The organism is Pantoea sp. CTOTU50773 (genome assembly GCF_032082325.1).
GTDB lineage: Bacteria > Pseudomonadota > Gammaproteobacteria > Enterobacterales > Enterobacteriaceae > Pantoea > Pantoea communis.
In genome coordinates this window covers 23,285-37,166 of the sequence record NZ_DAMDQC010000030.1, presented here as the reverse complement: position 1 = coordinate 37,166, position 13,882 = coordinate 23,285, and the positions used below count along the sequence as shown (strand labels likewise).

Annotated in this window: 13 protein-coding genes and 1 tRNA gene; 9 read left to right on the top strand and 5 right to left on the bottom strand. The window is 55.8% G+C overall.

Annotated features, from left to right (window positions below):
• Positions 1 to 85 precede the first annotated feature (85 nt).
• Both RT340_RS07265 and rsmC read right to left on the bottom strand, forming a co-directional pair.
• Positions 86 to 172 (bottom strand) — tRNA-Leu (locus tag RT340_RS07265).
• Between the two features lie 141 nt (positions 173 to 313).
• Positions 314 to 1,348 (bottom strand): 16S rRNA (guanine(1207)-N(2))-methyltransferase RsmC, encoded by a 1,035-nt coding sequence (gene rsmC, locus RT340_RS07260; protein ID WP_097118292.1) that lies wholly within the window; start codon positions 1,346 to 1,348, stop codon positions 314 to 316.
• Between the two features lie 106 nt (positions 1,349 to 1,454).
• On the opposite strand from rsmC, the gene RT340_RS07255 reads away from it, so the two are divergent.
• The 4 genes from RT340_RS07255 to yjjJ all read left to right on the top strand — a co-directional run bounded on the left by RT340_RS07255 (position 1,455) and on the right by yjjJ (position 4,423).
• Complete coding sequence (locus RT340_RS07255) at positions 1,455 to 1,865, top strand: DNA polymerase III subunit psi (RefSeq protein ID WP_058959393.1); 411 nt, start codon at positions 1,455 to 1,457, stop codon at positions 1,863 to 1,865.
• Entirely contained in the window at positions 1,837 to 2,277 is a 441-nt protein-coding gene (gene rimI, locus RT340_RS07250; protein ID WP_097118293.1) for a ribosomal protein S18-alanine N-acetyltransferase, read from the top strand. The genes RT340_RS07255 and rimI overlap by 29 nt, the downstream gene beginning before the upstream one ends.
• A gap of 11 nt (positions 2,278 to 2,288) precedes the next feature.
• Positions 2,289 to 2,972 carry a pyrimidine 5'-nucleotidase gene (yjjG, locus tag RT340_RS07245; RefSeq protein ID WP_045832842.1) on the top strand — a complete coding sequence of 228 codons (684 nt, stop codon included), beginning with the start codon at positions 2,289 to 2,291 and terminating at the stop codon, positions 2,970 to 2,972.
• Between the two features lie 128 nt (positions 2,973 to 3,100).
• On the top strand, positions 3,101 to 4,423 hold the full coding sequence (gene yjjJ / locus RT340_RS07240; protein WP_313375046.1) for a type II toxin-antitoxin system HipA family toxin YjjJ: 1,323 nt from the start codon (positions 3,101 to 3,103) through the stop codon (positions 4,421 to 4,423).
• Here yjjJ and RT340_RS07235 read toward each other — a convergent pair.
• Complete coding sequence (locus RT340_RS07235; RefSeq protein WP_097118295.1) at positions 4,420 to 5,097, bottom strand: YtjB family periplasmic protein; 678 nt, start codon at positions 5,095 to 5,097, stop codon at positions 4,420 to 4,422. The two genes, yjjJ and RT340_RS07235, sit on opposite strands and share 4 nt — an antisense overlap.
• 107 nt (positions 5,098 to 5,204) lie before the next feature.
• Between RT340_RS07235 and serB the strand changes: the two genes are divergently transcribed.
• The 3 genes from serB to nadR all read left to right on the top strand — a co-directional run bounded on the left by serB (position 5,205) and on the right by nadR (position 8,981).
• Positions 5,205 to 6,182: a phosphoserine phosphatase gene (gene serB / locus RT340_RS07230; RefSeq protein WP_034826251.1), complete on the top strand. Its 978-nt coding sequence runs from the start codon at positions 5,205 to 5,207 to the stop codon at positions 6,180 to 6,182.
• 13 nt (positions 6,183 to 6,195) lie between these two features.
• Positions 6,196 to 7,578 carry a DNA repair protein RadA gene (radA, locus tag RT340_RS07225; protein WP_034826249.1) on the top strand — a complete coding sequence of 461 codons (1,383 nt, stop codon included), beginning with the start codon at positions 6,196 to 6,198 and terminating at the stop codon, positions 7,576 to 7,578.
• A 176-nt stretch (positions 7,579 to 7,754) separates the two neighbouring features.
• Positions 7,755 to 8,981, top strand: a complete 1,227-nt coding sequence (gene nadR / locus RT340_RS07220) for a multifunctional transcriptional regulator/nicotinamide-nucleotide adenylyltransferase/ribosylnicotinamide kinase NadR (RefSeq protein ID WP_034826244.1) — start codon at positions 7,755 to 7,757, stop codon at positions 8,979 to 8,981.
• A 52-nt stretch (positions 8,982 to 9,033) separates the two neighbouring features.
• Here nadR and ettA read toward each other — a convergent pair whose 3' ends face one another.
• Positions 9,034 to 10,701: an energy-dependent translational throttle protein EttA gene (ettA, locus tag RT340_RS07215; protein WP_072017012.1), complete on the bottom strand. Its 1,668-nt coding sequence runs from the start codon at positions 10,699 to 10,701 to the stop codon at positions 9,034 to 9,036.
• A gap of 185 nt (positions 10,702 to 10,886) precedes the next feature.
• On the opposite strand from ettA, the gene RT340_RS07210 reads away from it, so the two are divergent.
• Complete coding sequence (locus RT340_RS07210) at positions 10,887 to 11,834, top strand: 2-hydroxyacid dehydrogenase (protein ID WP_211729166.1); 948 nt, start codon at positions 10,887 to 10,889, stop codon at positions 11,832 to 11,834.
• Between the two features lie 2 nt (positions 11,835 to 11,836).
• Here RT340_RS07210 and deoR read toward each other — a convergent pair whose 3' ends face one another.
• Positions 11,837 to 12,601, bottom strand: a complete 765-nt coding sequence (gene deoR, locus RT340_RS07205; RefSeq protein ID WP_058959460.1) for a DNA-binding transcriptional repressor DeoR — start codon at positions 12,599 to 12,601, stop codon at positions 11,837 to 11,839.
• Positions 12,602 to 12,961: 360 nt separating this feature from the next.
• On the opposite strand from deoR, the gene rbsK reads away from it, so the two are divergent.
• On the top strand, positions 12,962 to 13,879 hold the full coding sequence (gene rbsK, locus RT340_RS07200; RefSeq protein WP_097118297.1) for a ribokinase: 918 nt from the start codon (positions 12,962 to 12,964) through the stop codon (positions 13,877 to 13,879).
• Positions 13,880 to 13,882 lie beyond the last annotated feature (3 nt).

Below are 13,882 nucleotides of genomic sequence, written 5' to 3'. Positions count from 1 at the left end.
CCGTAAGAACACTAACACCTGAAGCTAGCGCGTCTACCAATTCCGCCACCATCGCTCAGTGCTATGATATAAACTTTGTGATTATTGGTGCGAGGGGAGGGACTTGAACCCTCACGTCCGTAAGGACACTAACACCTGAAGCTAGCGCGTCTACCAATTCCGCCACCGTCGCGTACCCTGCAACACTCTAAAGTATTGCTAACCACGGAGGCGCATTCTAGAGATTTTACTCTTTGCGTCAATACATATTTCACGACGATGAAACGATTGCTGCAAAAAACAACATTTTCACCGTCGGGAAGCGCAAAATGGGTTATTTACGCGCTTTGGCGCCGCGTCCGTAGACGGCACGGTAGACTTTAAAGCGTCCGGTCTGCGCCAGCACTTCGTGGTTACCGAAGGTCTCATCCAGAATCTGCGGATAGGGTAGGAAGGCGTTAGCCACAATACGCAGTTCACCGCCGCTGTTCAGATGCTTCAAGGCACCACGAATCAGCGTGTTGGCCGCATCGAGGCTGGTTTGCAGGCCGTCATGGAACGGTGGATTAGAGATGATCATATCGAAACGGCCGGTGACATCCGAGAAGACGTTACTGGCGAACACTTCCCCTTCCAGTTCGTTGGCGGCCAGCGTCAGCTTACTGGCTTCAATCGCTGCGGCATGCACATCACAGAGCCACAACCGCACGCGCGGGGAGATTTGTGCCATCACGGTGGCCAGCACGCCGCTGCCGCAGCCGATATCCAGCACTTTGCCACGGAAGTGCGGCTCCAGCGTGGAGAGCAGCAGATCGCTACCGATATCCAGACCATCGCGGCTGAATACACCCGGCAGCGTGTGGATGGTGAGGTGCTCGATCATGTAACTATTGCCGTAGCTGCTGGCATCAAAGGTTGGCTGTGTATCCAGACGACCATGATAGAGACCGCAACGACGTGCACTGTCGACTTTTTCCAGTTTCGTCCAGTCTTCCAGCATGCCTTCTGCACTGCGCACGCCGCTGCGGTTTTCACCGACCACAAAGATATCGCAGCCGACCGGCATCAGCGACAGCAGGTTTTGCAGCTGGAACTGCGCTTCTGGCTTGTTCTTCGTCCAGAAATAAACCAACGTATCGCAGCCTTCAACATCGGCGGCAGTGGCCACCATGCTGTAAACCGCACGTTCACCGAGGCGACGGCTCAGGTTCTGCCAGTGATGGTACTGCTGGGTGTGCACGCGCGTTGATGCGGTTTCCAGCTGGGCGGGCAGGTCATCCTGCAGGTCGCCAGCAAACAAAACATGGCGGGCGGTAAATTCATCACTGTGGCGCAGAATGACTTCGCTGGCCGGGGTAAAAGCAGACATGGAACGCTCCTGTTAAATCAGAGCGGGGATTATAGTGCTTTGTTGGCGCATGTTCGATGGGTTTGCTAGCATAGCGTCGCATTCTGGCAGCATAACGGGTAATAGCATGAGCACAAGGCGCGACTGGCTTCTACAGCAAATGGGGATTACGCAGTATCAATTGCGGCGTCCGCGCGTGCTGCAGGGCGAAATTGCCGTGACGCTGGCCCCGGACACCCGCCTGGTGATGGTGGCTGAACATGCCCCCGCGCTGCAGGAACCCTTAATTCGCGATGTCCTGCATGCCCTGAATATTCAGCCTTCGCAGGTGATGACGCTGACGCCGGAACAGCTGCCGATGCTGCCTGAGCAGGTGGATTGTGCCGGTTGGTTGCTGGGCGTCGAGAGTGAATACACCTTTAACGGCATCACCTTTTCCACCGCCGTTTTCAACGAATTAATCAGCAGTGGTGCGGCAAAACGCGCCCTGTGGCAACAGATGTGTAACCATGACAGCCATCTCTTTAGTCACCCCTGAAGACCAGCCGCAGCTGCTGGCCATTGAACGTCGCAGCCACGCTTTTCCGTGGAGCGAGCAGACGTTTGCCAGTAATCAGGGCGAACGTTTTGTGAATTATCGTCTGGAAGCCGAAGGTAAACTGGCAGGGTTCGCCATTACGCAAGTGGTGCTGGATGAAGCCTCGCTGTTCAACATTGCGGTCGATCCCGATTTTCAGCGCCGTGGCTATGCGCGCCAGCTGCTGCAACATTTGATTGCTGAGCTGGAAAAGCGCGATGTCATGACGCTGTGGCTAGAGGTGCGAGCCTCGAATCACCCGGCGATTGCGCTGTATGAGCAACTGGATTTCCATCAGGTCAGCGTACGCCCCAATTACTATCCCACCGCCAACGGTCGTGAAGATGCCATTATCATGGCGCTCACTCTCTAAAAAGGGACACTATGTTAAACGATTGGGACTGCATCCTGTTTGATGCGGATGACACACTTTTTCATTTTGACGCTTACGCCGGTTTACAGCGCATGTTTGCCAGCTATGACGTGCACTTCAGCGATCAGGATTACGCCGATTATCAGGCGATCAACAAACCGCTGTGGGTCGATTATCAAAACGGCACCATTTCAGCCTTGCAGCTGCAAACACGTCGTTTCACCCTGTGGGGTGAGAAACTCAGCGTCGCGCCTGAAGTGCTGAACAGTGATTTCCTCAGTGCGATGGCAGATATTTGCCTGCCTCTCGACGGTGCTGCTGAGTTGCTCAATGCGCTGAAGGGAAAGGTGAAGATCGCCATCATTACCAACGGCTTCACCGCTTTGCAGCAAGCACGTCTGGAACGTACCGGATTCCGCGAGTTCTTTGATGAGCTGGTGATTTCTGAGCAGGTCGGCGTACCGAAACCGGATGTGGCGATTTTCGACCACACGCTGGCGTTGCTTGGCAACCCGGATCGCAGCCGGGTGTTGATGGTCGGTGATACACCTGAGTCTGACATTCTGGGTGGGATGAATGCCGGGCTAAAAACCTGCTGGATCGATCACGGCACGCGTCCGTTGCCGGAACATATCAAACCGACCTGGCAGGTGAAGACCCTGGCTGAGCTGCAGGCGTTGCTGACACAACGCTAAAAGTATCTATTCACCGTTAACGTTGTGATGATTCGAAGAAGCCCGCTGTGCGGGCTTATTTTATGATAAAATCTATGCATAAATCTATTCACGAATCTATTCATCAGACGCTGATAGGGTGAACGACAATGGCCGATCTGCAAAGTTTGCTGCTAGCGGGACCGCTCAGTGCAGCCGATTTACTGCAACGCTCTGGCATTAGTCAGGCGACGTTGTCGCGGCAATTACGACAACAGCCCCAAATCGTGAAATGGGGCAAAGCCCGCGCGACGCGTTATGCCTTGCTCCGTCCGATTCGCGGCGAAAGCCGCTTCCCACTGTATCGCATTTCTGCACAAGGCCAGGCGCAGCCCGCGGGTGCTTTGTTACCCACCTGGCCGCAGGGCAGTTGCCTGCATCAGGATGAGCAGGGCCGAGGCCACTTTTTCGAAGGGTTGCCGTGGTTTTTACAGGATATGCGCCCGCAGGGCTTTATCGGTCGTCAGTGGGGTAGAGAGAATGCCCACCCATTAGGATTGAATGATGACATTCGCCTGTGGATTGATGATCAGTGCTTAATGGCGTTGGCAAGCGGTGGTGTCGATATGCCGGGCGCGTTCATCATCGGTGAACACACCTATCAGCGTTGGTTAGAGCAGGAAGCACCGCACGCCATCAGCGAAAAAGAGAAAACGTTAACGTATCCGCAGCGAGCACATCATGCGCTGAGTGGGGATGAGCCCGGGTCATCAGCGGGGGGCGAGCAACCTAAATTCCTCTGTTATGCCGCGACAGACAATGGCGATCGTCACTGTCTGGTGAAATTCACTGTGGCGCGCCACAGTGATAATGCGCAGCGCTGGCGCGATTTGCTACGTGCGGAACATCTGGCATTAAAGCATTTGCATGCTACAGGCGTGGCCGCGGCGCAGAGCCAGTTGATTGAAGGTGCAGAGCAGTTATTTCTCGAAGTGCAGCGTTTTGATCGCATCGGTGAGCGTGGTCGACGTGAGATGAGTTCACTTGAGGCCGTCAGCGCAGAGTTTGTTGGTCATCAACAACACTGGCCTGCCGCGCTGCGTGAACTGCACCATCAGCAGCGCATTGATGATGTCACCCTACAGCGTGGCACCTTGCAATGGGCATTTGGTCGCCTGATTGGTAACAGTGATATGCACGCAGGGAATTTGTCTTTCTTCACCGACCAGGAAAAATTCAGTCTGACGCCAGCCTACGACATGCTGCCTATGGCACTGGCACCGAACGCGCAGGGGCATATGCGTGATGAACTGTCATTAACGCTGGATTTTTCATTACCAGGTGAGGTGTGGCGTGCTGCCAGCACTATGGCGAAAACCTACTGGCAGGCGATTGCGGATGACGAAACGTTCAGCGCCAACTTCCAGCGTATCGCCACGCAAGCATGGCAGCAGTTGGATACGCTGGATGAGACCATCCGCAAAATGGCTTAAAGGCTTTTTTCATTTTCTGAGTTAGTGGCCGCTTCTTCTTCCTCTCGTTCCTTATCCTCTTTTACCGCGCGGCTGGCGGTGAGCAGGAACGGTGATTGCTGCCAGCGGGTACGGCGGTCGCGCAGCAGGGTGCGTGTCAGGATGATGCCAATCGCCAGCGCCAGCAGCATCATCAACCGCAAAATGTTGGTGGTGTTGTCCACCTGGCGTGATTCGGTGACCAGCACGTGGGTATCCAGGGTCACGCGCAGGAATCCCTGTGGCCCCTCTTTGCCTTCCAGCGGCTGCACGATTTGATGGTTGAAGTAGCTGCCGGCACGTTTACCATCCAGCGCCAGACGATCGCGCACGTTAATGCTTTCGCCGCTGTGCGCCACCAGGCTGCCGTCGTCGGCATACACCGAGGCATCCAGAATGCGGCTGTTATCGGTCATCTGATTAAGGATGGCTTCGATTTGCGTACGGTTGTCGTCGCTGTTGTCCATCAGCGGTTTGAGGCTAAATGCCACCTGGCGCGTCAGCGTATGCGCGAGTTCTTCCACCTGCTCAGAGCGTGCCATTTGGTGGCCGAGACTGAACCAGGATGCCCCTTGCATCAGCACCACTAACAGGGCCAGCGAGATAAGAACAATCACCGTGCGATGCAGGCGAAATTTCAGTGCGGTTTTAACCATCAGAAACCCGTGTGACGTAACAGCAGAAAGGCTGGCAATTATGTTGCCAGAACCCGCGCAGACAAGGTAGCCTCTTGCGTGGTTTTGTTGTCCCTACAGGAGCTGTAATGCCAAATCGTCTTACCTGGTGCGATCTGCCCGCCGATGTTTCACTCTGGCCGGGTCTACCCCTTTCTCTCAGCGGTGATGAAGTGATGCCGCTGGATTACCGTGCCGGTCGGACTGGCTGGTTGCTGTATGGGCGCGGACTCGATAAACAAAAACTGACCGATTATCAGCATCTGCTGGGTGCGGCGATGGTGATCGTTAGTGCCTGGAATGTCGATGAGTATCAGGTGGTTCGTCTGGCCGGTTCGCTGACGCCCCGTGCGACCAAACTGGCGCACGATGTGGGATTTGATGTGGCGCCGCTTGGCAAGATCCCGCATCTGAAAACCCCAGGATTGCTGGTGATGGATATGGATTCCACCGCGATTCAGATCGAATGCATCGATGAGATCGCCAAACTGGCGGGCTGCGGCGAGCAGGTGTCAGAAGTCACCGAACGCGCGATGCGCGGTGAGCTGGACTTCAAAGCCAGCCTGCGTGAGCGCGTGGCAAAACTGGCGGGCGCTGATGCCAACATCCTTAAGCAGGTACGCGATACGCTGCCTCTGATGCCGGGCCTGACCACGCTGGTACATAAACTACAGGCGCTGGGCTGGCAGGTGGCGATTGCCTCCGGCGGCTTCACTTACTACGCCGACCATTTGCGTCAGACATTGCATCTGGCTGCGGCCGTCGCCAACGAGCTGGAAATGCGCGATGGTAAGCTGACGGGCGAAGTGCTGGGGCAGATTGTGGATGCCCAATTTAAAGCCGATACCCTGAAGAATCTCGCTGAACGTCATGAAATCGCGCCAGAACAAACGGTTGCGATTGGCGATGGCGCCAACGATCTGCCGATGATCAAGGCGGCGGGATTGGGTATCGCTTACCATGCTAAACCAAAAGTGAATGAGCAGGCGTCGATCATTATCCGTCATGCCGATCTGATGGGGGTGTTCTGCATCCTGACCGGCAGCCTGATTCACGAAGAGCGTTAACTGAGGATTTGATTTGGCCAAAGCGGCAAAACGCGCCTTCGTTTGTAACGAGTGTGGCGCAGATTATCCACGCTGGCAGGGGCAATGCAGCGCCTGCAACGCGTGGAACACCATCACCGAGGTGCGTATTGCCGCCTCGCCTGCTGCAGCGCGTAATGAGCGCCTGAGTGGCTATGCCGGTAGCGCGGGACCCGGCCGGGTGCAGAAGCTGTCCGAGATCAGCCTCGAAGCCGTGCCGCGTTTCTCCACCAGCTTCAAAGAGTTTGATCGCGTGTTGGGGGGCGGCGTAGTGCCAGGCAGTGCGATTTTGATCGGGGGTAATCCGGGAGCCGGTAAATCGACGCTGCTGTTGCAGGTGATGTGCAAGCTGTCCGAAGGGATGAAAACCCTGTACGTCACTGGCGAAGAGTCACTGCAACAGGTCGCGATGCGCGCCCATCGTCTGGGATTGCCCACTGAAAACCTGAATATGTTGTCGGAAACCAGCATCGAGCAGATCTGTCTGATCGCCGAGCAGGAACAGCCGAAACTGATGGTTATCGACTCCATCCAGGTGATGCACATGGCGGATATCCAGTCTTCGCCCGGGAGCGTAGCGCAGGTGCGTGAAACTGCCGCTTACCTGACGCGCTTCGCTAAAACACGCGGCGTGGCGATTGTGATGGTCGGCCACGTGACCAAAGATGGCTCGCTGGCCGGGCCAAAAGTGCTGGAGCACTGCATCGACTGTTCAGTGATGCTGGATGGCGATGCCGATTCCCGTTTCCGTACGCTGCGCAGTCATAAAAACCGCTTCGGTGCGGTGAACGAATTGGGCGTGTTCGCCATGACCGAGCAGGGCATGCGTGAAATCAGCAATCCATCCGCCATTTTCCTGTCACGTGGAGATGAAGTCACCTCTGGCAGTTCGGTTATGGTGGTGTGGGAAGGTTCGCGTCCGCTGCTGGTGGAGATTCAGGCGCTGGTGGATCACTCGATGATGGGCAACCCGCGTCGCGTCGCTGTTGGCCTGGAGCAAAACCGTCTGGCGATTTTGCTGGCAGTGCTGCATCGACACGGTGGTTTGCAGATGGCGGATCAGGATGTGTTCGTCAACGTGGTCGGCGGTGTGAAAGTCACCGAAACCAGTGCTGATCTTGCGCTGCTGCTGGCAATGGTATCAAGCTTGCGCGATCGTCCGCTGCCGCAGGATCTGGTGATCTTCGGCGAAGTGGGGCTGGCGGGGGAGATACGTCCGGTGCCAAGTGGTCAGGAGCGCATATCCGAAGCGGCCAAGCACGGTTTCAAACGTGCGATTGTGCCGGCGGGCAATGCACCGAAGAAAGCGATTGAAGGCATGAAGGTGTATAGCGCGAAGAAGCTGGCGGATGCGCTGGCGATATTAGACGAGCTGTAATTTCGCCGGGCGGCATACCTGCCGCCCCTGCCTTTCACCGTCACTGTAGCGTGCGCATTCATGCGCATCTTGATAAACGTACCGCACAGACTTTTCCCTCTCACGTAAACGGGAGAGGGCCGGGGTGAGGGCCAGCGCATACCCCATCCCATTCTTTCCCATGCAGGAGGCACCAAATGTCATCGTTCGACTACCTGAAAACCGCCATACGCCAGCAGGGCCATACGCTGCAGCAGGTTGCAGATGCCAGCGGGATGACCAAAGGCTACTTGAGCCAGTTGCTGAATGCCAAAATCAAAAGCCCCAGCGCGCAAAAGCTGGAAGCACTGCATCGATTTCTTGGGCTGGAATTCCCCCGTCGTGACAAAACCGTTGGCGTGGTGTTCGGTAAGTTCTACCCGCTGCACACCGGCCACATCTATCTGATCCAGCGCGCCTGCAGCCAGGTGGATGAGCTGCACATCATCATGGGCCATGACGATCCGCGCGATCGTGAGCTGTTTGAAAACAGTGCCATGTCACAGCAGCCGACCGTCAGCGATCGTCTGCGTTGGTTGTTACAGACCTTCAAGTACCAGAAGAACATCCGCATCCACTCGTTTGATGAAGAGGGGATCGAACCTTATCCACACGGCTGGGATGTGTGGAGCGAAGGGGTAAAGAAATTCCTCTCCGAGCAGGGCATTGAGCCGGATTGCATTTACACCAGTGAAGAGCCGGATGCGGCGATGTATCAACAGCATCTCGGCATCTCGACGGTGGTGATCGATCCCAACCGATCCTTTATGAACATCAGCGGCGGGCAGATTCGCCAGGATCCGTTCCGCTACTGGGAATATATTCCCACCGAAGTGAAGCCGTTCTTTGTGCGCACCGTGGCGATCCTAGGCGGGGAATCCAGCGGCAAATCCACGCTGGTCAACAAGCTGGCAAATATCTTCAATACCACCAGCGCGTGGGAATATGGCCGCGATTATGTGTTCTCGCACCTCGGTGGCGATGAGATGGCGCTGCAGTATTCAGACTACGACAAGATTGCCTTAGGGCAGGCGCAGTACATTGATTTCGCGGTGAAATACGCCAGCAAAGTGGCGTTTATCGATACCGATTTTGTCACCACGCAGGCGTTTTGCCTCAAGTATGAAGGGCGCGAGCATCCGTTTGTGCAGGCGCTGATCGATGAGTACCGTTTCGATCTGGTGATCTTGCTGGAGAACAATGTGCCGTGGGTGGCTGACGGTTTGCGCAGCCTGGGCAGCTCAATGGATCGCCGCGAGTTTCAGTCGATGCTGGTGACCATGTTGCGTGAAAACAATATCGACTTCGTCCATGTCAAAGAGGATGACTACGACACGCGCTTCCTGCGCTGCGTTGAACTGGTGAAGCAGATGCTGGGGGCCTAACCCTCCAGCAATAAAAAAGGCGCCAATCGGCGCCTTTTTCACATCATAACAATTACTTCGCCATACGCTTGTACTTGATACGCTTCGGCTCCAGCGCGTCAGCGCCGAGGGTGCGTTTCTTGTACTCTTCGTACTCGGTAAAGTTACCTTCGAAGAACTCCACCTTACCTTCATCCTGATAATCGATGATGTGGGTGGCGATACGGTCGAGGAACCAACGGTCATGCGAGATCACCATGGCACAGCCTGGGAACTCCAGCAGGGCGTTTTCCAGCGCGCGCAGGGTTTCGATGTCCAGGTCGTTGGTCGGTTCATCGAGCAGCAACAGGTTGCCGCCAACCTGCAGCAGTTTCGCGAGGTGCAGACGACCACGCTCACCACCGGACAGTTCGCCAACGCGTTTGCCCTGATCGGTGCCTTTGAAGTTGAAGCGGCCGACATAGGCACGGCTTGGCATCTCAACGTTGCCGACGCGCATAATGTCCTGACCACCTGACACTTCTTCAAACACGGTTTTCGAATTGTCCATCGCGTCACGGAACTGATCCACAGACGCCAGCTTGACGGTTTCGCCCAGCTCGATGGTGCCAGAATCGGGCTGTTCCTGACCGGACATCATGCGGAACAGGGTCGATTTACCGGCACCGTTCGGGCCGATGATGCCGACAATCGCGCCTTTCGGCACCGAGAAGGTCAGATCGTCGATCAGTACGCGGTCGCCATACGATTTGCTCAGGTTGGTCACTTCCAGCACTTTGTCGCCGAGGCGCGCACCTGGTGGAATGAACAATTCGTTGGTTTCGTTACGTTTCTGGTATTCGGTGTTGTTCAGCTCTTCGAAACGCGCCAGACGGGCTTTGCCCTTAGACTGACGGCCTTTCGCGCCCTGACGTACCCACTCCAGCTCTTTTTCAATTGACTTACGACGCGCCGCTTCAGAAGAAGCTTCCTGCGCCAGGCGCTGATCTTTCTGCTCCAGCCAGGAAGAGTAGTTACCTTCCCACGGAATACCTTCACCGCGGTCCAGCTCCAGAATCCAGCCTGCAACGTTATCGAGGAAGTAACGGTCGTGCGTGATCGCCACCACGGTGCCTTCAAAGTCGTGCAGGAAACGTTCCAGCCAGGCCACGGATTCTGCATCCAGGTGGTTGGTCGGTTCGTCGAGCAGCAGCATGTCTGGCTTTTCCAGCAGCAGGCGGCACAGCGCGACGCGGCGGCGCTCACCACCGGACAGGTTGCCAATTTTGGCATCCCAGTCTGGCAGACGCATCGCATCAGCAGCACGGTTCAGCTGGGTGTCGAGGTTATGGCCATCGTGCGCCTGAATCACTTCTTCCAGACGACCTTGTTCGGCAGCCAGTTTATCGAAATCGGCATCAGGATCGGCATACAGTGCGTACACTTCGTCGAGACGCTTCAGCGCACCAACCACTTCAGAAACCGCCTCTTCCACAGATTCACGCACGGTGTGCTCTGGATTGAGTTTGGGTTCCTGCGGCAGATAGCCGACTTTAATGCCCGGTTGTGGGCGTGCTTCCCCTTCGATATCGGTATCAATACCGGCCATGATGCGCAGCAGGGTGGATTTACCCGCGCCGTTCAGGCCGAGTACACCGATTTTGGCGCCAGGGAAGAAGCTAAGAGAGATGTTCTTCAGAATGTGACGCTTCGGCGGAACCACTTTGCCGACGCGATGCATGCTATAGACGAATTGAGCCACGTTGTAATGAGCCTCTGGTCTGTGAATGGTGGAACCTCAGATGCTGAAGTTTAGCCGTTTTCACCTGGCAATCACAGCCGCATGGCGTTGAATCTTCTGGAGTGGGGTTGAACAGGGGATAACTGATTGATTCTCACTCAACAGTCGCTATGCTGCTTTTTTGCCTGGAAAACGGAGGGGGTTCGATGAAAGTGCTGATTGCTGCAGATGAACATGCCTGGGGCGGATTAATTCCGGCCATTCGTCAGACGTTACCGGATATGGAGTTTATTGCCTCGGCGGGCCATGCGGCGGAGAGTCTGGCCGGTTTTGATGCGCTAATTCCTGGTATGTGCCGGGTGGATGCCCGACTGATCGCCACGGCCGATCGCCTGAAGCTGGTGCAGCAGGCGGGTGTCGGGCTGGAAGGTGTCGATCTTGAAGCGGCCAAAAAGGCCGGCATTGTGGTGGCGAATGTTCCCTCCGACCATTCCGGTAATGCCGATTCGGTGGCGGAATTGGGGATCTGGATGATGATTGGCCTGGCACGTCGCCAGCATGAGATCGCCGATTGCCTGGCGCAGCAGAGACTGGGTCAACCCATTGGCTTAGGCCTGATGGGCAAAACCGTGGGACTGGTGGGGCTGGGCGGCATCGGCAAAGCTTTGGCGAAGCGACTTGCTCCGTTTGGTATGCGCATGATCGGGGTAAAACGTGAAGCGGATGAAGCTTTTGCGCGTCAACATCAACTCGACTGGGTCGGCAATATGGCGCAGTTGCCGGAACTGTTGCAGCAAGCCGATTTTGTCGTGCTCAGTCTGCCTGACAATGCGGCGACGCATAACATCATTAATGCTGATGCGCTGGCGCAGATGAAACCAGCTAGCTTCCTGATCAACCTGGGACGCGGTGGACTGATCGAGAAACAGGCCTTTCTGGCAGCGCTGGAGACAAAAAAATTGGCTGGAGCCGGGCTGGATGTGTTCTGGCAGGAACCACCCGATCCACAAGATCCGGTGTTCCGCTATAACGTGATCGCGACGCCACACGTTGGCGGCGTCACCGATGTCTCAATGAAGGGAATTATCAAAGGGATCTGCGATAACTTGCGCCGTCTGCGCGACGGCGACGCGGTGATCGATCGCAAGGCATAATTTTAAGGCAGGCGCAGCGGGATGTTATGTTGCGCCAGCCAGCTCTTCAGCGCCGGTTCTGGCGCACTGTCACTCACCAGTAAATCAAAACGGCGTAGCTCGCCAATGCGCGCGGGCAGCACTTTGCCAAATTTGCTGCTGTCCGCCACTAACACGCGCGTGCGCGAACGCAGCATGGCGTGATGTTTCATCGCTAGCTCATTGATGTTATAGCAGGTTGCGCCCTGTTCCGGATCGATCCCCGCGGCTGAGATAAAGGCCAGCGTCGGGCAGAGATCGTCGAGGATCGAGTGCGCGCCAATCGGCGTAAACAGCGCATTATCGGCATGAAACTCGCCGCCACTCAATATCACATTACAGGCGGGTTTCTCTTTCAGCGCGAGGAAGGTGTTCATGGCGCAGCAAATCGCGGTGAACGCCAGCGTGTCCGGAATTGCATCCACGATATAAGGCAGGGTGGTGCCACAGTCGAAAAACACCGTGTCATTTTCGCTGATCAAACTGGCTGCGGCCTGCGCCAGGCGCTGTTTGCGTGCGGCATTTTGCCCGTGCTGGTCGGAGACGAAATAGTGCCCGGCATGGCTTTTCGGATCGCTGACAATGTAGCCCCCGAGCAGGACCACCGTCGAAGCTGGCTCAGTCAGATCGCGACGAATAGTCATCTCTGAGACGCCCAACAGTTGCGCCGCATCTTTCAGGTGCAGCTTATCGGTGCGCTTCAGTGCTTGCGCCAGCTTGTGAATACGTTCTTCGCGCCGGGTTTCCATGAGCATCTCTGTGTTATGGCTATCCTGAGGGGAAAAGTTTTACCCGTCGGCGCGAGAGAAGCGCCACCGACAAACCAAGGTAAATCTCTCATATTTTAATGATTTGCGACTTATCTAGCCGGCAGTTTTTCAATCTTACCTGTAATGAAATCGCCCCGCAAACTTCCCACACCGCGCTGAAAGCGTCAACGGCGCTGATGTTGTTTTGTTAAAATAATAACATCGCTGCGGGCCTTCCTGTCAGAAAATCGTTTTCATATGCTGCTCAGGATGTGAATTTTGTCACACAGATCACTTTGTATACCTGCTAGTGTGATTTAAATAACATTTAAATGCTAAAAATTCACCGGGGAGTAAACAATGGATATCGCGGTTATTGGGTCAAATATGGTGGACCTCATTACCTACACCAATCAGATGCCGAAAGCGGGCGAAACGCTGGAAGCGCCTGATTTCGCCATCGGCTGTGGTGGCAAAGGCGCAAATCAGGCGGTGGCCGCGGCGAAAATGGGCGGCAGCGTGATGATGGTGAGCAAAGTGGGTGACGATCTGTTTGCGCCGAACACCGTGGCGAACCTGAAACAACAGGGCGTCGATACCCAATTTGTCACCACCGCGCCGGGCACTTCCAGCGGCGTAGCGCCGATCTTTGTTGATGATCAATCGCAGAACCGCATTCTGATCATCAAAGGCGCCAACCAGCAGCTCAAACCGGCCGATATTGATGCGGCGGCCGAGGGGCTGAAAGCGTGCCAACTGATTATCCTGCAACTCGAAATCCCGCTGGAAACCGTCTATTACGCGATTGATTTTGCCCGTCAGCATGACATCAAAGTGATCCTCAACCCGGCGCCGGCAGTGGCGAATCTCGATATCAATTACGCCTGCAAGTGCGACTTTTTTATGCCTAACGAAACCGAACTGGAGATCCTCACCGGCATGCCGGTCGGAACCGATAATGAGGTGATCCGTGCAGGCCAGACGCTGCTCAAGCGCGGCCTCAAAAACCTGATTATCACCCTGGGTGCGCGTGGTTCACTGTGGATGGCGGGTGACACGCTGCATCAGGTCGCGCCAACGTCAGTGAAGGCGGTGGACACCAGCGGTGCCGGTGATGCCTTTATCGGCTGCTTTGCGCACACGCTGGTGAAGACCGGCGATATTCCCACGGCGATGGCGCAAGCCTCGGCCTATGCCGCCTGCAGCGTCACTGGACGCGGCACGCAACGTTCCTACCCGGACGCGGAAACCTTCCAGCGTTTTCTCAACCTAAACTGAGGT